Below are 20,148 nucleotides of genomic sequence, written 5' to 3'. Positions count from 1 at the left end.
CCGTAGAAACCGCCGAAGCGGTCGCCCTGCCAGTGCATGCCTGCGCGCAGCCGGCTGCGCGTCCCGCGCAGCTCTGCGTCGGGCAGGTAGATGGAGCTGCCGACATGGGCGATGTCGCCCCCCATCACGAAACCGAGGCCGCGCGCCGCTTCATCCCGGATCACCCGGTAGCGCTGGCCGGTGGCCGGATCGCGCACCAGCAGTTCGCCCCGGCCGATGCGGCCGAAGCTGATGTCGATGCCCGCCCGCAGCAGGGTCTCGTCGCCCAACCTGCCCTCGACGAAGGGGCGCAGTTCGGCACCTGCGGCAGCGAAGCTGCGGCCGCTTTCCAGCACCAGCGTGGGATGCACGCCCGACGCGACGGCACTGGCGCGCGTTGCCTGCGAGGGCCCGGCCACATCCAGCAGGTCATGCAGCGCATCCTGGACATCCGGCAGGCCGGTCTCCTCGCCGGTGACGACCAGGTCGCCGCCGACCGCGGTCTCGAAACCGCCCAGGTCGAAATGGCTGTGCAGGCCCAGCGACAGGGCCGTCGCATAGCGGCGGTCGCCGGGAGCCGGGGTGCTCAGGTTATCCGGTCCGATGATCTGGCCGAGAAAGCGCAGCTCCAGCAGATCGCCGGGCGTGTCGGGCAGCCGGCCACCCCAGTGAGAGCCCCAGACCCGCGACGAGGCGACCGAGCCGGTGCGCCAGCGGTCCTGCCCGTCCCCCACCACGTCATTCGAGACGAGACGGCCATAGCCCAGCCTCTCGCGCGCCGCGGCGGGCGGTACGGCCAGAAGGAGGATCATCAGGCAAGAGGAGAGGCCGGCGGCGAAAAGGCTGCGCATATGTGTCCCGATCAGATGCCCCCCGGCCCGGACAGAGTAGCCCAAAACGGGGTTTGCCGATAGGCGATCCCCGGTCGCATGGGGCGCGCTGTGGCCTTTCCATCCCAGAAAGCAGATGCGCTTTTCACTTCACCGGGGCCGGCAGCTGGCGTAGGGTGGGTGACAACCCACCTGCCTCAGGCCACCTGCCCCACCCCACCTGCCCTGCTTCGGCCTGCCTTGCCGCTGGACGGAAAAGGCCGCGCCCCCGGCAAGGGACGCGGCCACGGATCTGGTCCGGGGAAATCTTGTCCGCGGGACCGGCGGGATGCGACCCGGGCTTAAAGCCGGACGGCGCGACCACCGCGGGGACCGGCCAGCAGCCAGATCACGAAGCCGAGCACCGGCAGGATCAGGATCAGCAGGGTCCAGAGGATCTTCGACCCGGCCGAGCTGGCAGAGGTCAGAACCTGGTAGATGGCGTAGATATCGGCGATCAGGACGATCAGTCCCAGAAGTCCAAATTCCATTGTTTCGGCTCCAATGCTTGCGTCAGTTCTGCCGATACAACGCCTGAACAGGGGGATTTGGTTCCCTCAGCACCCCGTGCCCCGGCCCAGCCGATACCCCGTCAGCATCCAGACCAGCACCTTGAGCATCGAGGCCATCTCCCTCGCGCAGGCCGGGACCCGGGTTGCGAGGCGGGGCGGCGGCGGGCACGAAGCCCGGCTGCGCAGGCCGAGGTGAGCGGCGATGATCCGGGCCCGGGGGGCATGGAAGACATCCGTCACGATGACCACCTCGGGCCCCACGCTGTGCCCCACCCCGGGCGCGCAAGCCCCGCGCAGATCCGGGCAGAGCGCCAGGGCCCGCGAGATGTTCAGGATCGTGTCCGTCGAGCGGTCCTCAAGCACCAGCGCCGCGACGGGCACCCCTTCCGCGCGCAGGATGCCGGCCATGACCGAGGCCTCGGACGGCCCGTGCCGCCCGACCCCGCCGCACAGCACCAACCGCGAGACCTCTCCGGACTTATAGAGGCGGGCGGCCTCCATCACGCGCCGGCGCAGCATGGGCGATGCAGAACCGTCGGGTCGCACCGCCGCGCCCAGCACCAGCGCCGTGGCCGTCATCGCTTGCGGCGCTTGACGTTGCCGCCCCGCTGGCCCGGCCGTCCTGCGGTCGAGCGCCCGCGCGACCTGGTCGCCGCCTCGCCCGCCGCCTCGATCGCCGATTGCCGCGCCATGGGGTCGTCGCTGACCGCCAGGTCGACGGCCTCCAGCCGCTTGACCTCGTCGCGCAGCCGGGCGGCCTCTTCGAACTCGAGGTTCTCGGCCGCCTTGCGCATCTCGTCGCGCAGCCCGTCGAGATGGGCCTGCAGGTTGGCCCCGACCAGCGGCTTGTCGACGGTGGCGGTGACGCGGTTCATGTCCACGTCGCCCTTGTAGAGCCCGGCCAGGATGTCATCGACGTTCTTCTTCACCGTCGCCGGGGTGATGCCGTGTTCCTCGTTGTAGGCGATCTGCTTCTCGCGCCGCCGCTCGGTCTCGGCCAGGGCGCGCTCCATCGAGCCGGTGATGCGGTCGGCATACATGATCACCCGGCCATCGACGTTTCGCGCCGCCCGGCCAATGGTCTGGATCAACGAGGTTTCCGAGCGCAGGAAACCTTCCTTGTCGGCATCCAGGATCGCCACCAGCCCGCATTCGGGGATATCCAGCCCCTCGCGCAGCAGGTTGATCCCGATCAGCACATCGAAGGCCCCGAGCCGCAGATCCCTCAGGATTTCAATGCGTTCCAGCGTGTCGATATCCGAGTGCATGTAACGCACCTTAATCCCCTGCTCATGCAGGTACTCGGTCAGATCCTCGGCCATGCGCTTGGTCAGCGTGGTGACCAGCGTGCGGTAGCCGTCGGCCGAGACCTTGCGGATCTCGTCCAGCAGGTCGTCGACCTGCATCTCGACCGGGCGGATCTCGACCTGCGGATCCAGCAGGCCCGTCGGGCGGATCACCTGTTCGGTGAAGACGCCTCCGGTCTGCTCAAGCTCCCAGGACCCCGGCGTGGCACTGACATAGACCGACTGCGGGCGCATGGCGTCCCACTCCTCGAACTTGAGGGGGCGGTTGTCCATGCAGGAGGGCAGCCGGAAGCCGTGTTCGGCCAGGGTGAACTTGCGCCGGTAGTCGCCCCGGTACATGCCGCCGATCTGCGGCACGCTGACGTGGCTCTCATCGGCAAAGACGATGGCGTTGTCGGGAATGAACTCGAACAGAGTCGGCGGCGGTTCGCCCGGCGCGCGGCCCGTCAGGTAGCGAGAGTAGTTCTCGATGCCGTTGCAGACGCCCGTGGCCTCAAGCATCTCGAGGTCAAAATTCGTCCGTTGCTCAAGCCGCTGCGCTTCCAGCAGCTTGCCCTCGCCGACCAGCTGGTCCAGCCGCTGGCGCAGCTCTTGCCGGATGCCGATCACCGCCTGTTTCATCGTCGGCTTCGGCGTCACGTAGTGGCTGTTGGCATAGAGACGGATCTGCTCGAAGGTATCGGTCTTCTGGCCGGTGAGCGGGTCGAACTCGGTGATGCTCTCGAGGTCTTCGCCGAAGAATGACAGCTTCCAGGCCCGGTCTTCAAGGTGCGCCGGCCAGACCTCCAGGCTGTCGCCGCGCACCCGGAAGCTGCCGCGCTGGAAGGCCTGGTCGTTGCGCTTGTACTGCTGCGCCACAAGGTCGGCGATCACCGCGCGCTGGTCGTACTGCTGGCCCACCTTCAGGTCCTGGGTCATCGCGCCATAGGTCTCGACGCTGCCGATACCGTAGATGCAGCTGACCGAGGCGATGATGATCACGTCGTCGCGTTCCAGCAGTGCCCGGGTGGCCGAGTGGCGCATCCGGTCGATCTGCTCGTTGATCTGCGATTCCTTCTCGATGTAGGTGTCGCTGCGCGCGACATAGGCCTCGGGCTGGTAGTAGTCGTAGAAGCTGACGAAATACTCGACGGCATTGTCCGGGAAGAAACCCTTGAATTCGCCGTAGAGCTGGGCCGCGAGCGTCTTGTTCGGGGCCAGGATGATCGCCGGACGCTGGGTTTCCTCGATCACCTTGGCCATGGTGAAGGTCTTGCCGGTGCCGGTGGCGCCCAGCAGGACCTGGTCGCGATCACCCTGCAGGATACCGCCGGTCAGCTCGGCGATGGCCGTCGGCTGGTCCCCCGCAGGAGCGAATTCGGTCCGCATCACCAGGCGCTTGCCGCCCTCCAGCTTCTCGCGCGACTTCACGTCGGGCGCCGGGGCGTGCATCAGCGATTGGGACTGATCGTTGTTGGCGTAGGGCATGGGGGCTCCGATCCGGGTTCGTTCCAGATTTGTCCTCTTTGCGCGCAGGTTCAACCCCGGCTGCCGCCGCGCTGCTGACATGACCCCGCCCGCGCTTGCAGATCGTCAAGAAATTCCGGATAAGAGAGCCCAACCGAAGGAGGTTGCCATGCGCGCACGAATCTACCGCCCAGCCAAGACCGCCATGCAATCGGGCACCGCCAAGACGCGGACCTGGGTTCTCGACTATTTCCCCGAGACCGCGCGCGAAGTGGACCCGCTGATGGGCTGGACCTCCTCCTCGGACACGCAAAGCCAGGTGCGCCTGCGTTTCGACAGCAAGGAAGCCGCGCTGGACTACGCCGCCGAGCACGGCATCGACGCCGTGGTGACCGAACCCCAGAGCCGCAAGGCCAACGTGCGCCCCTTCGGCTACGGCGAGAACTTCGCCACCAACCGCCGCGGCGCCTGGACGCACTGAGCGTAGAGGCGCGGCGGCACTCGGCGCCGGACAGTTCCTGCGCAGGAATTCGGGAACCAGCTCCTTCAGGCCACGTCTTCGGGCGGCCACGGCCTGACAACGGCCCGGTCGTGAGCCCTGCCCACAGCCCAGCCAAACGCCGCGCTTTCGGGATCCCGGGTGACGTGTCCCGAGGCAATGCGTTCTATCGTTACCACAACAACAGAGACCCGGCAGAGCCCGCTGCAACGTGGCAAGGCCTCGGTGACCGTTTCACCGACGCCGGTGTGCGCCGCGCTTTCGGGCGCGCCGAGATGGCCTTCTTCCAGGCGCCCCGGACCAGGTGGTGTTGCAAGATTGCAAGGCGGCGACACGCGCCTGCGTCGTTCGGCCAAGCGTTTGTTCCGACATTGATCCATGGCCGCAACGCCTTGAAGGGTGCGTGTCCCCGCCCAGCCCGATTGCGCACGTCTTTTGACCAACCCCGCCCTTCATAGTGCCAATCTGCGCCACATCGGCGTAAGCGTCCGTGTTCGTATGTTTCGGTATTGCACTTTCTGCACCAGCGAAGGTAACTGATCGAGGGGACGTTTATACATGCGTATTTCAGCGCATCAGGAGCGGATTGGGGACACATCCGACCATGACTTTGAGACTATTTCATTGCAAGGACTGCGGGCACCACATGCGTTTTGCGGGAAACCACTGTGGAAGATGCTATGCGAAAAAGGAGCCCTCGCAGATGCCGGGCCTCTGGTACACGATCATCCTGGTGTTCGTCGTGCTGCTACTCACCGTGGGAGTGAGAGCCCTCGCGGCCGGGCTCTAGCAGCGCTTGCCAAGCGCGTCAGATTGATTGAAAAGGCCATCGCAGCGGCCCCGTAGCTCAACTGGATAGAGCAGCCGACTTCTAATCGGCAGGTTGAGGGTTCGAGTCCTTCCGGGGTCGCCAGCTGCCCATGAGGCGAATGGACGCTCTTTGGTGCCTTTCATGCCGCTCAGGCCAAGGCCGTAAGGGCGTGGTGGATCGATGACCACCATCAGCCGTCGAAATGTGGCGAATAGGTCCAGCGCGTCCTGAGCGTCCACGAGAGACGCCCCGGTGGCGGCCTGCCCGGCCCAATCGCGTGGTCCTTGAGAAAGGCGGATTGCCTCGCCTCCGACGACCCCAGGTCGCCGGAACGATGTTGTCTTGCCGCCCGGTGCATTCCGATAGAACAGGACGTCCGAAGGACGCCACGCGGAAGATGCACGACCCGCTCGGCCAAAGGATGGGCGCGGGGTTCGCCCTCCCCCGCAGGAGCGCGCATTGACGTGAGAGCCGAGCTGAAGCAGGTGAAGAACACCTCCTTCTTCGACCTGAGCAGCCGCGCCAAGCCGGCCCCGCCCCTGCGACCTGATTGAAGCATGCCCTGCGGAGGGGAACTCCCTTCCGCCAGCAGGGGCTAGCCTCCGATCACCGACGGCAGCCACAGGGTGAGCTGCGGCACATAGGTGATGATCAGCAGGCCCACGAGCAACAGCACCAGCGGGACGACCAGCCCTTGCGCGATTCGCAACACGCTCAGCCCGGTCAGACCGCTCGCGATGTAGAGGTTGGCTCCCACCGGGGGCGTGATGAAGCCGATGGCAAGGTTCACCGTCATGATCAGCCCGAAATGCACCGGGTCCACCTGGTACTGGGTCATCATCGGCAGCAGGATCGGCGTCAGGACGATGATGGCGGCAATGGTCTCCATCACCATCCCCACCACCAGGAGCATGACGTTGATGAGCAGAAGCAACATGAGCGGCTCGGACACGGCACCGCCGATCAGATCGCCCAGCATGCCGGGAACGCCCAGCAGGTTCAGCGTGCGCCCGATGGCGGCGCCGGTGCCGGCAAGGATCAGGATCGGCGCAATGGTCAGGGCCGTGCCCGAAATCGACTTCAGCACACCGGCAAGCGTCAGCTCCCGGAAGATCACCACCGAGACGAAAATGCTGTAGGCCACGGCGATCGCGGCCGCTTCGGTGGGGGTGAAGATCCCCGAATAGATGCCGCCGAGCACGATCACCGGGGCGAGCAGCGCCCAGAAGCCGTCGCGCAGCGCCCCGAGGATCGTGACGTTGCCCGCCGAGGTTGTGATCCTGTCCTTGTGCAACGTGCCGTAGCAAAAGGCGTAGATCATCAGGATGCTGCCGATCAGCAAGGCGGGGATCACGCCACCGATGAACAGGGCGCTGACCGAGACATTTGCGGACATGCCGTAGATGATCATCGGAATGCTCGGGGGCACGATCACGCCGAGCGTGCCGGAGGCGGTCACCAGGACCGTGGCGAAGCGCAGATCGTAGCCCTGCGCCGTCAGCAGCGGCACCGCCATGGCCCCGATGGCCGCGACCGTCGCCGGAGAGGAACCCGAGATCGCCCCGAAGAGCATGCAGGCAAGCACCGTGGCGATGGCCAGGCCACCGTTGAGGCGGCCGATCACCGCGTCCGCGAAGCTGAAGAGGCGCCGCGCCAGGCCGCCCTGGGTCATCAGGTCTCCGGCCATCATGAAGAGCGGGACGGCGAGGAAAGGGAAGGAATCGATGGCGGTGATGATGGTTCGGGCCATCTGGCCGGTATTGACCGGGGCACCGAACCAACCCGGGATGATGGCACCGAAGCCGAGGGCAATGGCAACGGGGACGCTCAGCAGGAGCAGGACGAAGAACGAGACGATGGCAAGGGCGGGATACATCAGACATCCTCCTGCGGTTGGGCCGGCCGGGGCCGCATGATGTCGAAGTAGAGCGCCTGAAGCGTGCGCAGCACGGTGAGGCCGAAGCCGACCGGGATCGCAAGGTAGATTGTCCACATGGGGATACCGAGCGCCGGAGAGGTCTGCCCGATGCGCGCCAGCCGCTCGATCAGCGGCAGCCCGGCGCTGATCATCACGAGGCTGAAGGCGAGCACCCCGAGGTGCGAGATGATCGAGAACAACCGTTCACTGCGCGGGCCGAAGACCAGAGGCAGGAAATCAACACGGATGTGCCGACTTTCCCGTACCGCGAGACTGACGCCGACGATGGCCGCCCAGACCAGGATATAGCGCGCCAGCTCTTCCGACCATGAGAAGGGCGAACGAAGGAAATACCGCATCACGACCTGTGCGAAGAGCACTGACGCCATGGCGATCAGCGCTCCGGTCAGGAGCAGCCTTTCGAAATTGCGTTCGAGATATTTCAGGGTCTTCACGCGAACCTCCCTCTCTTGATGACCATGTCGATCTGCGCCCGGCACATGGGCCGGGCGCAGGTCCGGGTGTCAGGCGGTGGCCGCGATGCGGGCACGGAAGCGCGCGGTGCCCGTCTCGATGTGTTCAAGCAGCGGCTCGAGGGCCCAGAATTTTTCGAAGATGTCGACGTCGACGGTGCGACTTCCGGCGTGGCCGAAGGTGCCGAGGCGCTGGTGGTAGTGCTTGGCCAGCTTGGGATAGCCCATCGGCTCGGCCATGGCGGCCAGCGCAAGGAAGATCGCCAGATCCTCCGCAAGCTCGGGGTGGGCGGCCCCCTTGGTCAGCAGCCACTTGTAGAGGTCGGGATGGAAGTTGGTGAACACCCCCGTGAAGCCGCGCGCCCCGACCTTCATCGCCGCGTGGGCGATGGCGGCATTGGCGTTCACGATGGCCAGAGGCGTGCCCTCGGTCAGGGCGACCCGCCGGGTGACCGTCTCAAGATCGCAGGAGACGTCCTTGAGAATGCCGAACCGGCCGCTTCGGGCGCAATACGTCAGCTCGTCGTCGCTCAGCAGGCGTCGGCAGGGGGCGGGGCATTCGTAAAGCCCCAGCGGCATCTCCGCCGGCAATTCCCCCAGCAGCCTGTCGAGATCGTCGAGGAAGGCACGCCCCCCCTTCTGCCCCGCGTCGAGCCGGTTGGTCACGAGGACCAGACCGTCGACACCGGTCGCGGCGACGGCGTTGAGCTCTTCCGCCTGCTGAACCAGCCCGTCACTGACATGGCCCGAGGCGATCACGGGCACCCGCCCATCCGCGACCTCGACCACGTGTCGGGCCAGGGCCACGCGTTCCTCAAGCGACAGGAATTGCATCTCGCTCGACTGGCAGACCGCGAAGAGGGCGTCGCTGCCGTTCTCGATGTACCAGTCGACAAGCCGGGCGGTGCCCTCCATGTCGATGGTGCCGTCCGCGTTGAACGGCGTGATCATGACGGGGATGATCCCCTCGATACGCTGGGTCATGGCTCAGCCTTTCAGGACTTCGGGGTTGACGACATAGGGCCGGATCTTCTCGGGCTGTCCGGCGAAATGGTCGAGGATGTTGCTCACGCAGCGCTCGGTCACCAGCTTCTCGGCCATGCGGTCCATGCCCGAGACATGCGGCGACAGCAGCACGTTGTCGAAGCCGCGCAGCGCAGAGGCGGCGGGCAGCGGTTCGGTCTCGAAGACGTCGAGGCCGACGCCGCCGATGCGCTTTTCGCGCAGGGCATCGACCAGCGCTGCCTCGTCGATCAGCGGCCCGCGCGAGGTGTTCACCAGAATAGCCGTCGGCTTGACCAGCGCCAGACGCTCGGCGTTCACCATGTGACGGGTCTGGGGGGTGGAGGGCGCGTGGATCGAAATGAGATCGGCCTCGGCGAAGAGCCCCTCCAGCGTTTCGGCACGCTCGACACCCAGGGACTCAAGCTGCGCGTCGGTCGCCCAGGGATCGAAGACCATGGTCCGCATCCGGCTGGCAACGCAACGCCGCGCCATGGCGCCGCCGATCCGGCCCAGCCCGACGATCCCTGCCGTGCGGCCCCAGAGGCCGGGGTGGAACCCGTCGAAGGACCATTCGCCGGATTTCACCATGCGGTCGCGCGGGCCGATACGACAGGCCAGCGACAAGGCCATCGCATGGGCGAATTCCGCGACACTTTCATGGTTGGCGCCGAAGGCCATGGCCACCGGAATGCCGTGACGGGTGGCGGCCTGGGTGTCGACCTTGTCATAGCCCACGCCCCAGCGTGCGACGATGGAAAGGGACGGTGCCGCTTCGAAGACGCGCGCGGTGTAGGGCTCTCCGCCGGCGATCGTGGCGACGACGTTGTCCTGCAGTTTCTCGATCAGCTCGTCCTCGGACGGCAGGCGGAAGGTCTCGTTGACCTCGACCTCGTAACCGGCGCGTTCAAGCGGAGCGAAGAGGGCATCTCCCGCCTTGAACTGCTCTGTATTGACGAGGATTTTTCCCTTGGTGTTCATGTCGGTTCCCGGGTTGAAAACGTGATGTCAGACCGCGACGAGGCGGTCGGTGTCGCCCGCACGCGGCAGGCTGGAGTGGCTTCCGGCGATGGTGTCGATGGCGTCGACGGGCAGGGCCTCGACGGTCGGGAGTGTGCCGTCGCAGGCGGCCTCGGCCCCACCCATGGTGCGCCGCACATCCGTGCCAAGGGCCGCCGAAAGCGCCATCGCCGTGGGTGCGCAGCCCAGTCCGGCCGCCAGGCTGTCGGCCTCGTCCTCGTTCACGACCAGCAGCCCGGCGGCGCGCAGCACCACGTGCGGGACGGCACGCGCTGGCGCGAGGTTGAGGATGGTCCGCGCGCCAAGATCGGCGCAGCGCAGAACCATGACCCCGACCTCGGTCACCGGGATCTCCAGTTGCAGAAGAACCGTCGAGGCGCCGCGCAACAGATCGTCGCCAAGGGCGCCGGCCTGCGCCTCTGTGTTGGCACCATGAGAGATGGTGATGCGGTTGAGACCGGCATCATCGACGAAGATGGTGGCAGTTCCGGTCGGCGCGTCTAAGGTGCGGACATGGGACAGGTCGATGCCCTCGCCCTGCAAGGTCCGCAGGGCGCCCCGGGCCAGGGGATCATGACCAACGGCACCGGCCTTGAGAACCTCGGCACCCTCCCGGGCGGCGGCAACCGCTTGGTTGCCCCCTTTGCCGCCTGCCTCGAGCGGAAAGCCCCTGGCAGCGATGGACTGCCCGGCGGCTGGCACCTCCGCCACGCGGCAGATGAGATCGGCATTGAGCGATCCGACGCTGATGATCATGGTCCGGGATCCCGCTCCGGGCGTCACATGCCGCTCAGCAGGCCGCCGTCGACATAGAGGACCTGCCCGTTCATGAAGCTCGCCGCATCCGACGCCAGGAACACCGCAACGCCCTTCAGCTCGTCCAGCTCCCCCCAACGGCCAGCAGGGGTGCGGGCGCAGACCCAATCGTTGAACTCCTTGTTCTCGAACAGGTCGGTGTTCAGCTCGGTGCGGAAGTAGCCCGGCCCGATGCCGTTGACCTGGATGCCATGCCCGGCAAGCTCGCAGCACATGCCCTTGGTCAGCATCCGCACCGCGCCCTTGGCGGTGGTGTAGGGCACGATACTCGGGCGGCCGACCTCGCTTGCCAGCGAGCAGATGTTGATGATCCGGCCCGACTTTCGCGCCACCATGCGCTTCGACACCTCCCTTGCGACGAAGAACACCGCGTTGAGGTTGGTCTCCATGACGTCGCGCCACAGGTCCTCCTCGATATCGATGAAGGGCGCGCGGCGCTGGATGCCGGCGTTGTTCACAGCGATGTCGATCGGCCCGACCTCTTCCTCGATCCGCGCCACGCCGGCGGCGACGGCGGCCGTGTCGGTCACGTCGAAGGGCATGGCGTGCACCTCGTAGCCCTTCGCGGCAAGCGTCTCACGGGCGGTCTCGAGGCTGGCGTCACTGCGGGAGTTGAGAACCACGCGGGCGCCGGCATCCGCCAGGGCCTCGGCAATGGCGAAGCCGATCCCCCGACTCGAGCCCGTCACGAAGGCGACCTTGCCGGTCAGATCGAAAAGTTCGGCGATCATGTGAGATTCCTTTGGTAGCGTCACGCCTGCGCGCCACGATGACGCAGCGCGCAGGGTACGAGATCAGTTCGTGGTGGCAGAGGCTTCGATGGCCGAGAGCAGACCGTCGACCAGCTCATCGCCGACTGCCTCGCGGATCTGGCCGACCATCGGCTCGGTCGCGGCCTGGAAACCCGCCAGCTGTTCGGGCGTCAGCTCGATGATCTCCATGTGCTCGGCAAGGGCGGCGCGCTGCTCGGAGATGGCGGCGTTCTGGGCATCCCACTGCTGCGTCATGGCGTCGGACAACACCGCATCCACCACCGCCTGCAGATCCTCGGGGAGACCGTTGTACCATGCGTTATCCATGATGATCGCGCTGGCGAGCAGGATGTGGCTGGTCTCGGTCAGGTAGCCCTGCACCTCGTAGAACTTGCTCGACAGGATGTTGATGAACGGGTTCTCCTGCCCGTCGACCACCCCCTGCTGCAGCGCGCCGTAAAGCTCGGTATAGGCCACCGGAGTCGGCGCGGCGCCAAGCAGGTTCCACAGTTCGATGTGGAACGGGTTCTCCTGAACGCGGATGCGGAGGTTCGCCGCGGCGATGTCTTCCACGCTGTGAACGGGCGTATCGGCGGTGGTCAGCTGACGAAAGCCCGAGTTGAAGAACCCCGCGAGGCGGAAGCCCACCGGCTCCATGTACTGGCCGAGGCTTTCCGAGAAGCTGCTGTCCAGAAGCACGGTCTGCAGCTGTGCGGAGTCCGCCGGGAACACGTAGGGCAGATCGAAGACGGCCAGCTCCGAGACGAACGGCACCAGCGGCGAGGTGCTGGTGGTGGTCAGCTGAACGTCGCCAAGCGCGATGCTTTCCGCCACTTCGCGGTCACCGCCAAGGGCCCCGCCCCCGAAGAGCTTGGCATCGATCCGGCCCTCGCTGCGCGCCTCGATCTCGGTCTCGATGTACTCGAAGGCCTGGTAGATCGGGTTCTCGGGATCAGAAAGCTGCATCGCGAGGATCATCTCGTGCTCTGCAGCCTGGGCGAATGTTGCGGATGCAGTGAGCATGACAATGCCACCGGCGACGGTATTCATGAGTTTCGTCATCAGGTCCTCCACGACAATTGCGGATGCCACAGCACGCGCCCGGCATGTCCCGCCCGCCTGCGCGCGCCGGAACTCCTGCCCCGCGTCGGGGCCTGCGCCGTGCCGAAACACTCCTCCACTCCTCCCCGCGGCGCCGTTTCAGGTCAGCGGATCACGAGATAGCCAATCGCTAGGCCAAACTGACATGTCAGTCAACTGTTAGATAGGTGCGCAGCCTGCAGACCATTATTATGCTTATCGTATGGGTATACTCCTGTTACAGATTGATCTCGCCAAGCGGCGTCGCAGGCTTTGGCCTTGACTGACATGTCAGATCAGGCGCGTCTTGATCGACGCGCGCCATGCAGCGCTTCACGAAGGGAGGACAGAAAGTGTCGGATCAGATGATGCGGACCACCGCCTACAGTCGCATCGAGTCTTTGCTGAACGAAGGCACGATCCAGCCGGGTCAGCTCATCTCGCAACGCGAACTCGTGGAACTGACTGGCACCACCCTGGGCTCGATCCGTGAAGCCATCTCCCGGCTCGAAGCAGAGGGTTTGCTGCAGGCACTTCCCAAACGCGGCCTCATGGTGCCAAGCATGGATGTGGCCTTTATCCGGGAAGCCTACCAGCTGCGCATGCTGCTCGAGCTCGGGTCAGTCGACGACGCCATTCAGAACATTCCCCGCGCCAGCATCGCCGACTGGATCCAGGCGAATGAGCAGGCCCTTCACGGAGACGACATCGCGACCCAGGACGAAGCGGATGCCTTGCAGAAACTCGACTGGAAGATCCATTCCGCGATGATCGCCTCGATGCGCAACGACCTGGTGATGAATGTTTACCGTGTGACGGCGATCAAGATCCGGATGGCCGTTCAGCACCGCCTCCGGGTGACCCCCTACATGTCCAATCGTGTCGCGACCGAACACCTCGCCTTCCTCGTGCCGATGTATGACGGTGACGCCACAGCCTGCCGCGCGGCGCTGGAAACGCACATCGCCAAGTCGCTGACACTGGCGCTAGGGGGAACGCCGAGCTGAGCGCGGCAAGGCGCACGCACGGGCTGGCCGGACACTGCAGGCGAGTTCGCGGCCGCATCGTGTCTCGATGGCCCCCTGATCCCCAGTCCTCCCAGCGCCAAGAGCCGGAATGGCCAGGCAGGTCCAAACGCGCTTTCGCCCCATTCCCCCGCACATCACCCACAGTGGTGCCCCGGTCGGCAGGTGCGACCAGCGCCTTGGATTGCACCATCCATCCCACGATTGGGCAACCACCCCGTCCGCTCTTCTCCCGGAAGGCAGGCGATTAGGCTCTTTTGCTCTCACGCATGCGGTTCAGGACGTGTCGCCAGTGCGTCCACGCGGCCCACTGCGATCGGGGCCACGACAACGATTGCAAAGGGTGGGTGCTCTGACCGGCCTTCAACTTGCACCGTCATCATCCCGCCAAAGCGTCACCACCCTGAGTGACAACGCAACGAAGGCCTCCCGACCTTCATCAAGGGTCGCCCCTGTGCATTCCAGGTTCTTCATCCGTCCGGAGAAGGACTCGCGAAGACGCCTATCGCGCCCAGCACAGACGGTATCCCCATGCCGAAAGCGCTGATGCCAATGTCCACGACCTCGTTCCTGTCGATGTCCTGAAGTGCCTCGATTTGCCTGCGTCTCACGCGCGGCCTTGTCACTGATTTGCTGACACGAACCTTCGGGCTGGAAAGGCGTCGTGGTCGGAAGGCAGCAATGACCACGGTATTCCTGAGGCACATGCCCAGAATGCCCGCCTGCCTCTGGGGGCATGCCGATCAGCGCGCATGACCATGGCAAAGTGAACGACATCGACAGGTTCACGGCGATGGTCCTGGACGAACAGCAATTGGCGCCGCCCTCCTGCATCAAGCCGCGCGGGCCATGTTTTCCTCATGCTGGGCGATCGCATCCTCGATGTCATCGTGAAGCGTGAGATGGCCATTTTCCAGGACCGCCCCCATATCGCAAAGCTCACGCATCTGCGCCATGGAGTGGCTGACCACCACCGCCCCCGACCGCGTCAGCCTTTCCTGGAAAAGCTCGGCACTGCGCCGGCGAAAGGCCGCATCTCCTACGGCGGTAATCTCGTCGACGAGGTAGGTGTCGAACCCCAGCCCCATCGACAGGCCAAAGGCCAACCGTGCCCGCATTCCCGCGGAATAGCTGGCGAAGGGCAGGCGTATCTTCGCGCCCAGCTCAGCGAAATCCTGGACAAAATCCAGCAGCGCGTCGCTGTCCACGCCATGGATGCGCGCCACGAAACGCACGTTCTGCACACCGGTCAGTCGCGGGTGGAACGCTCCGGCGAAACCGACTGGCCAGGAGATCGTGCCGGTCGAGATCACCGAACCCGAGGTGGCGTCCTCGGTCCCGGCGATCAGCTTCAACAGGGTCGATTTTCCGGCGCCGTTGCGCCCCAGAAGGGCGACCGAACGACGCGTCGGGAAGGAGGCACTGATCCGATCCGCCACGCGGATGCACTGGCCACTGCGGCGGAACTCCTTCGTCAGGTCCTGCAGGCGGATCATCACCCCCGGTCCCGGACCGCATAGGCGCTGAGCACGGCGATCGACCAGCCCAGCCCAAGGAAAAGCCCGACATAGAGCAGGAGCAGGCCGCGTTCGGGATATCGGGCGGTCTCGGCCAGCGTCGGCCTGACATGGGCCGCAAGATAGCGGCTCTGGCGTCGCGCCTCTGCCTGTGCAGCATCGAAATGGGCAAGGGCCGCCCGGTGGGTCGCCTCGGCGAATTCCCGTTCCACGGCAAGCACTTCGAACTCCCCCATCAACTGCGAGAAGGCCCTGCCCTCCGCTCCGCCACCCTCAGCGCCCATGCGGACCCGTTCAGCACTGATTCGCCGCTCGATCATCTCGATCTTCTGTCGGGCGTTCATCAGCTGGACGTCATTGCGGGCCGGCCGCGCCAGCAGCATGTCCAGGTCCACCTGCGCCTCGACCAGTTGCCCCTGCAATTCCCCCAGCAATCGGATGCGCGCCTCGAGCTCGGCACCGGGATCGACGATCTGATGCCGGTTGCGGAACGTGGTCATCGCCTGTCGCGCCTCTTTCAGGCGTTCCAGGGTCAGGGCGACCTCATCGCGGGCGTAGCTGATCGCATCCTCGCGCGCCGCGTCCGACAAGGCGTTGATCATACGAGAGCTCTTCTCGTAGATCTGTTCCGCCACGGCCGTCGCCTCGGAGGGGTCGAAAGCCAGGACCCTCAGTTCGATCAGTCCGGTGCCCCCGTCGTAGAAGACCTTCACCTTGCGCTGCCAGTGATCGACGAGATCCTCGATCGTCGCCTCTGGGTCGAGGGCAAAGACCGGATCGCCCCGCCGCAACCCGATGCCTGGCCGGGACCAGATCGCACGCAGATCCAGATCCCCGGCGATGGCTGCGACGATGTCCTGGCTGTGCAGGTAGGAATAGAGAATGTCGGTGTCGGAAGAACTTGCGCCCGAGATCTCGGACAATCCGCCAAGCAGCTCGAGTGTCGGCGTACTTTCTTCCGAGCGGACGGTGAACGCCAGCGTCGAGGCATACTGATCTGCCGCCCGCACCCAGAGGTACCAGACCGACAGGACCAATGGCAGAACCACGCAGACGAGGAAACTGGCCGCCACCCAGTATTGCCGACGCCGTGCCGGAGGGCCCTGCGGCCGGACCACATGGGGCGCGGGCATTCGGACCCTCGTCAGGGCCGGAAGGCGTTCGGCGAGAACGGGATTTGCGGTTTGTTCACTCATGTCGCCGAAGGTAGAGTCGCAACCGTCAGGAAAGGGTTAACAGCACCTCTTGAAACAGGGCATTTCCTATCCTCCACCGCTTCCGGTCCGGGCAGACCGGCGTGCCGCGGCTCTTCGCCGGATCTTCGCGCTGATGTTGCGCGAGATGGCGACCAGCCATGGCCGGGCCCCCGGTGGCTACCTCTGGGCGGTGATCGAGCCTGTGGCAGGCATCGCTTTGATGTCGCTCATCTTTTCCGTGGCATTGCGAAACCCCGGTTTGGGGGTCAGCTTCCCGCTCTTCTATGCGACGGGCATGTTGCCCTTCACGCTTTTTGCCCATCTGGTCGGACGGATCGCGCAATCCCTGGAGTTCTCGCGACCACTTCTGGCCTTTCCCGGAGTCGCCTGGCGCGATGCTCTGCTGGCGCGATTCCTTCTGAACCTCGCCACCCAGCTCATGGTCAGCTACCTGCTCTTCGCCGGTATCCTGCTTTTCTACCGCACCCGCGCGATCCTGGATTTCCAGGCAATCTTCGAAGCCTACAGCCTCTGTGCCCTCCTGGCCCTTGGCTTCGGCACCCTCAACTGCCTGCTGCAGGGCCTTTACCCGGTCTGGGTCCACGGCTGGTCGATCCTGATGCGGCCGATGTTCATCATCTCCACCATCTTCTTCCTCTTCGAAAGCGTGCCTCCGCCCTTCCGCGACTGGCTGTGGTGGAACCCCCTCGTGCATGTCATCGGCATTCTCAGGCGCGGCATCTACCCAAGCTACGATGCCAGCTGGGCCTCTCCCGGCTACGTCGCCCTGCTGGGCCTCGGGACCCTGGCCTTCGGCCTGCTCTTCCTGCGACGCCACCACCGGGAGATCCTGCGCCGCTGATCAGAAACGTCGCGCCAGCGCCACCAGCCCCTCGGGCGGCTCGGGCCAATCCCCGAACCTTCCCGGATCCGAGGATCGCCCCCTGGCGGCCCGGCGCATGTCCAGGATCCATTCCTGGCCGGCCCGGAAGACCTCGGCCTCTTCATAGCTGAGCAGCCCGGCCAAAGCCGCCCCCTGCAGGTTCACCTGCGCCGGCAGGTCGATCACGGCGCGGATCCGGCTGCGGCACTCGGCTTTCATGCGGGCGCGGCGGCGCTCGGTCTCATCCACTTGCTTCGAGGGTTGCAAAAGCGGGTCCCTGTCCAGTCGCCCCATCTCAGGCTCCGGTCACTTTGCGGCACAAGGGGAAGGCCACGGTCAGAACCAGCGGCCAATCTTCAGCTTGCCGCCGTCGATTGATACCGACGTACCGCTGAAGGTCGCCGGGTCGGTCGAGATTGCAGCCCCGCCATTCGTGCAAATCTGCGTTCCATCTGCCCAGCGGACATATTCACCGTTCGCATTCGCACCGCTCTCGATCACCGCGCCGGTCGGCACACCCGCCGCCTGGGACACGGTGCCGACGACGCTGGCCTGCGACACGATCTCGGACCAGCCCCCCCAACTGCTGCCATCATGGCTGCGCAACCACAGACGCGTGCCATCGGCGCTGGCGAAGACCTGCCGCACCCCGACCGCGCCCGGCATGGTCAGCAGGCTGCCCCCCGAGGGATCGCCAACCGGGCCATTGGCCCCCGTCGCGCCAAGCGACCAGATCCCGCCGCCCGTGCAGTTGTCCGCATCGTCGGAGGGCGCGGGCACCGCCGCCCCCCCGAGGCCGAAGGCGCCGACCGTCATCAGCCTGCCAGCTGTGTCGTCCCCGGCATCGGATTGCACGGCATCCCCAGAGGCCGTCCCATCGGCCCCGCTGAACCGGAGCGCGGTCACCCAGGTGGCACCATCGGCGCTGACCTTGACCGAGAAGTCGTCCTCACCGGCCAGGCCCATCTCGGCCCGCCCGCTCCAGTTCGACTGGAAGAGCAGGCTGGCCGTATGGCTGCTTCCGGCCTTGTTCACCTTGACCTGGTGTCCTGTGCCCGCGTGGGTCAGCAGGGTCGCCTGGGCCGAAACCGCCAGCCTGTTCACGGCATCCGACGCGCTGTTGACCCCGATCTGCGCTGTCTCGAGCGGCAGCCCCGCGTCGTCCTGCCAGGCCCCGCCGCGCCAGGTGACGAGGCGGTCCTCGTCTTCGACCCAGGCGCGCCAGCCGGGCTGCGGCGCATGGAAGACCCAGGCCGTGCCGTCAAAGACCGCCACCCTGCCGTCCTCTCCGGCCCAGGCCCCGGTCGCGCCAGCGGCGACGATATGGCGATCGCCGGCGGTCGGAGAAGCGGGGGGCGCCGTCACATCCCGGTTCGCCACCGAAAGCTGGGTCAGGGCATCGAGGATGCTGAGCGCCTCGTTGTGGGTGACATGCTTCTGCGCCTGGCTGGGCAGCAGATAGGGCAGCGACAGGCTGGCAGAACGGTCGGACATCTGGGGCTCCTGGATAGGCTCGGGCCTGGTTGCCCGCGTCCAGACGCTAGGCGGGGCGGCCTTAACTTGCCTTCACCCCAGCGCACGGTGCCCGGATCACTCCAGCAGGCCCAGCAGATAGGCACCATACGCGTTCTTGCCGAAGATCCGGGCGCGTTCCCGCAGGTCGGCATCTCCGATCCAGCCCATGTGATGGGCGATTTCGTCGGGCGAGCCGATCTGCTGCCCCTGCCGCTCGGACAGGGTGCGCACGAAGTTCCCCGCGTCCAGCAACGAGCCATGGGTGCCGGTATCCAGCCAGGCATAGCCGCGCCCCATCTGCTGCACCTGCAAGCTGCCCTCGGACAGGTAGCTTTCCAGCACCGAGACGATCTCAAGCTCGCCCCGCGCCGAGGGCCGGACCTGTCGCGCCCGCTGCGGTGCAGATCCGTCAAGGAAATAGAGCCCGGTCACCGCGTAGGGCGAGGGCGCGACCGGCGGCTTCTCAACAATGGCACGGACCTGGCCGTCGGGGGCGAAATCGACGACCCCGTAGCGTTCGGGATCGACCACGCGATAGCCAAAGACCGTGCCGCCCTCGCTGGCCGCACCCGCTGTCTTCAGCAGTTCGGGCAGGCCATGGCCGAAGAACAGGTTGTCTCCCAGCACCATGGCCGAGGGGCTGCCCGCCAGGAAGTCCTCGGCCAGCAGGTAGGCCTGCGCCAGCCCCTCGGGCCGCGGCTGTTCGAGGAAGGTGAAGGACAGGCCCCACTGACGGCCATCGGCCAGCAGGCGGCGGAACTGCGGCTGGTCCTCGGGCGTGGTGATCACCGCGATCTCGCGGATGCCGGCGAGCATCAGCACGGACAGCGGGTAGTAGATCATCGGCTTGTCGTAGACCGGCAGAAGCTGCTTCGACACCCCCATCGTGATCGGATAGAGCCGCGTCCCCGAGCCGCCGGCCAGGATTATCCCCTTGCGTGTCATGCACTTGCCCCCAGTTCGGCCAACACGGCCGCAAGTCCGGCCCGCCAGTCCGGCCGGGCGATACCGAAGTCGACCTCGAAACGGCGGCAATCGAGGCGCGAATTCAGCGGACGTTGCGCCGGCGTCGGATAGGCCGAGGTCGGAATGTCGGTCACCGTGACACGGCGCCCGGCGCGCGCGAAGATCTCGCGTGCGAAGTCGGCCCAGCTGACCTCGGGCGCCCCGGCGAAGTGATAGAGCCCGCCCGGCTTGCCCCCCTGCATCTGCATCCCCATTTCCAGCAGCGCCGCAGCGAGGTCGGCGGCGGGTGTCGGCCCGCCCAGCTGATCATCGACGACCGAGAGGCTGTCGCGGCTCTCGGCAAGGCGCAGCATGGTACGCACGAAATTCCCGCCATGGGCCGAGAACACCCAGGAGGTGCGCAGCACCGCCCAGTGCCCACCGGCGGCGCGGATCCCTTCCTCGCCCGCCAGCTTGCTGGCGCCATAGGCGTTCAGCGGCCCGGGGCGCGTGCTTTCGTTCTTCGGATCCCTGCCGCTGCCGTCCAGGACGTAATCGGTCGAGACATGCAGGAAGGGGATGC

General features: G+C 66.0%; 20 protein-coding genes and 1 tRNA gene. 4 read left to right on the top strand and 17 right to left on the bottom strand.

All coding sequences use genetic code 11. From position 1 onward, the window contains the following. The 4 genes from OS124_RS24270 to uvrB form a co-directional block, all read right to left on the bottom strand. The coding region (locus tag OS124_RS24270; RefSeq protein ID WP_010139421.1) for a lipid A-modifier LpxR family protein at positions 1-830 on the bottom strand (830 nt) is incomplete at its 3' end. 320 nt (positions 831-1,150) lie between these two features. Then, complete coding sequence (locus tag OS124_RS0109950) at positions 1,151-1,339, bottom strand: PLDc N-terminal domain-containing protein (protein ID WP_010139420.1); 189 nt, start codon at positions 1,337-1,339, stop codon at positions 1,151-1,153. Between the two features lie 66 nt (positions 1,340-1,405). Then, on the bottom strand, positions 1,406-1,939 hold the full coding sequence (locus OS124_RS24265) for a YdcF family protein (RefSeq protein ID WP_010139419.1): 534 nt from the start codon (positions 1,937-1,939) through the stop codon (positions 1,406-1,408). Next, positions 1,936-4,134, bottom strand: coding sequence for an excinuclease ABC subunit UvrB (gene uvrB, locus OS124_RS0109940; RefSeq protein WP_010139418.1), 2,199 nt, complete (start codon positions 4,132-4,134; stop codon positions 1,936-1,938). Before uvrB ends, OS124_RS24265 begins: the two co-directional genes overlap by 4 nt. 148 nt (positions 4,135-4,282) lie before the next feature. Between uvrB and OS124_RS0109935 the strand changes: the two genes are divergently transcribed. Both OS124_RS0109935 and OS124_RS0109925 read left to right on the top strand, forming a co-directional pair. Beyond that, a complete protein-coding gene (locus OS124_RS0109935) occupies positions 4,283-4,594 on the top strand; it encodes an ETC complex I subunit (RefSeq protein WP_010139417.1) in 312 nt (103 codons plus the stop codon). An 854-nt stretch (positions 4,595-5,448) separates the two neighbouring features. Next, a tRNA-Arg gene (locus tag OS124_RS0109925) sits at positions 5,449-5,525 on the top strand. 493 nt (positions 5,526-6,018) lie between these two features. Here the strand turns inward: OS124_RS0109925 and OS124_RS0109915 are convergent. The 7 genes from OS124_RS0109915 to OS124_RS0109885 all read right to left on the bottom strand — a co-directional run bounded on the left by OS124_RS0109915 (position 6,019) and on the right by OS124_RS0109885 (position 12,466). Next, a complete protein-coding gene (locus tag OS124_RS0109915; protein ID WP_010139416.1) occupies positions 6,019-7,299 on the bottom strand; it encodes a TRAP transporter large permease in 1,281 nt (426 codons plus the stop codon). Then, positions 7,299-7,796 carry a TRAP transporter small permease gene (locus OS124_RS24260; RefSeq protein ID WP_010139415.1) on the bottom strand — a complete coding sequence of 166 codons (498 nt, stop codon included), beginning with the start codon at positions 7,794-7,796 and terminating at the stop codon, positions 7,299-7,301. The genes OS124_RS0109915 and OS124_RS24260 overlap by 1 nt, the downstream gene beginning before the upstream one ends. A 69-nt stretch (positions 7,797-7,865) precedes the next feature. Then, the gene (locus tag OS124_RS0109905; protein ID WP_010139414.1) at positions 7,866-8,798 is read right to left on the bottom strand and encodes a dihydrodipicolinate synthase family protein; all 933 of its coding nucleotides are present in this window, start codon (positions 8,796-8,798) and stop codon (positions 7,866-7,868) included. A gap of 3 nt (positions 8,799-8,801) precedes the next feature. Further along, positions 8,802-9,797 (bottom strand): phosphoglycerate dehydrogenase, encoded by a 996-nt coding sequence (locus OS124_RS0109900; protein WP_010139413.1) that lies wholly within the window; start codon positions 9,795-9,797, stop codon positions 8,802-8,804. A gap of 27 nt (positions 9,798-9,824) precedes the next feature. Continuing rightward, a complete protein-coding gene (locus OS124_RS24255) occupies positions 9,825-10,592 on the bottom strand; it encodes a PfkB family carbohydrate kinase (protein WP_010139411.1) in 768 nt (255 codons plus the stop codon). Positions 10,593-10,615: 23 nt separating this feature from the next. Next, positions 10,616-11,383, bottom strand: a complete 768-nt coding sequence (locus OS124_RS0109890; protein WP_010139410.1) for an SDR family oxidoreductase — start codon at positions 11,381-11,383, stop codon at positions 10,616-10,618. 63 nt (positions 11,384-11,446) lie between these two features. Then, the gene (locus OS124_RS0109885) at positions 11,447-12,466 is read right to left on the bottom strand and encodes a TRAP transporter substrate-binding protein (protein WP_010139409.1); all 1,020 of its coding nucleotides are present in this window, start codon (positions 12,464-12,466) and stop codon (positions 11,447-11,449) included. Between the two features lie 371 nt (positions 12,467-12,837). Here OS124_RS0109885 and OS124_RS0109880 point away from each other — a divergent pair, with 371 nt between their 5' ends. Continuing rightward, positions 12,838-13,491, top strand: coding sequence for a GntR family transcriptional regulator (locus tag OS124_RS0109880; protein ID WP_010139408.1), 654 nt, complete (start codon positions 12,838-12,840; stop codon positions 13,489-13,491). 851 nt (positions 13,492-14,342) lie between these two features. On the opposite strand, the gene OS124_RS0109870 is transcribed toward OS124_RS0109880, so the two are convergent. Both OS124_RS0109870 and OS124_RS0109865 read right to left on the bottom strand, forming a co-directional pair. After that, a complete protein-coding gene (locus OS124_RS0109870; protein ID WP_010139407.1) occupies positions 14,343-15,005 on the bottom strand; it encodes an ABC transporter ATP-binding protein in 663 nt (220 codons plus the stop codon). After that, the gene (locus tag OS124_RS0109865; RefSeq protein WP_010139406.1) at positions 15,005-16,159 is read right to left on the bottom strand and encodes a capsule polysaccharide export protein; all 1,155 of its coding nucleotides are present in this window, start codon (positions 16,157-16,159) and stop codon (positions 15,005-15,007) included. Before OS124_RS0109865 ends, OS124_RS0109870 begins: the two co-directional genes overlap by 1 nt. 196 nt (positions 16,160-16,355) lie before the next feature. Here OS124_RS0109865 and OS124_RS0109860 point away from each other — a divergent pair, with 196 nt between their 5' ends. Further along, positions 16,356-17,084, top strand: a complete 729-nt coding sequence (locus OS124_RS0109860) for an ABC transporter permease (RefSeq protein WP_138919487.1) — start codon at positions 16,356-16,358, stop codon at positions 17,082-17,084. Here the strand turns inward: OS124_RS0109860 and OS124_RS0109855 are convergent, their stop codons facing one another. The 4 genes from OS124_RS0109855 to OS124_RS0109840 form a co-directional block, all read right to left on the bottom strand. After that, a complete protein-coding gene (locus tag OS124_RS0109855) occupies positions 17,085-17,399 on the bottom strand; it encodes a hypothetical protein (protein ID WP_138919486.1) in 315 nt (104 codons plus the stop codon). A gap of 42 nt (positions 17,400-17,441) precedes the next feature. Further along, positions 17,442-18,599 carry a DUF2793 domain-containing protein gene (locus OS124_RS24250; RefSeq protein ID WP_010139403.1) on the bottom strand — a complete coding sequence of 386 codons (1,158 nt, stop codon included), beginning with the start codon at positions 18,597-18,599 and terminating at the stop codon, positions 17,442-17,444. A gap of 96 nt (positions 18,600-18,695) precedes the next feature. Further along, the gene (gene rfbA / locus OS124_RS0109845) at positions 18,696-19,565 is read right to left on the bottom strand and encodes a glucose-1-phosphate thymidylyltransferase RfbA (RefSeq protein WP_010139402.1); all 870 of its coding nucleotides are present in this window, start codon (positions 19,563-19,565) and stop codon (positions 18,696-18,698) included. Continuing rightward, a partial coding sequence (locus OS124_RS0109840; protein WP_010139400.1) for an SDR family oxidoreductase occupies positions 19,562-20,148 on the bottom strand: 587 nt, incomplete at its 5' end. The genes rfbA and OS124_RS0109840, both read right to left, overlap by 4 nt.

The organism is Oceanicola sp. S124 (genome assembly GCF_000220565.1).
GTDB lineage: Bacteria > Pseudomonadota > Alphaproteobacteria > Rhodobacterales > Rhodobacteraceae > Pseudooceanicola.
The sequence above is the reverse complement of the archived record's forward strand: the minus strand, read 5'-3'. Positions and strand labels throughout refer to the sequence as shown.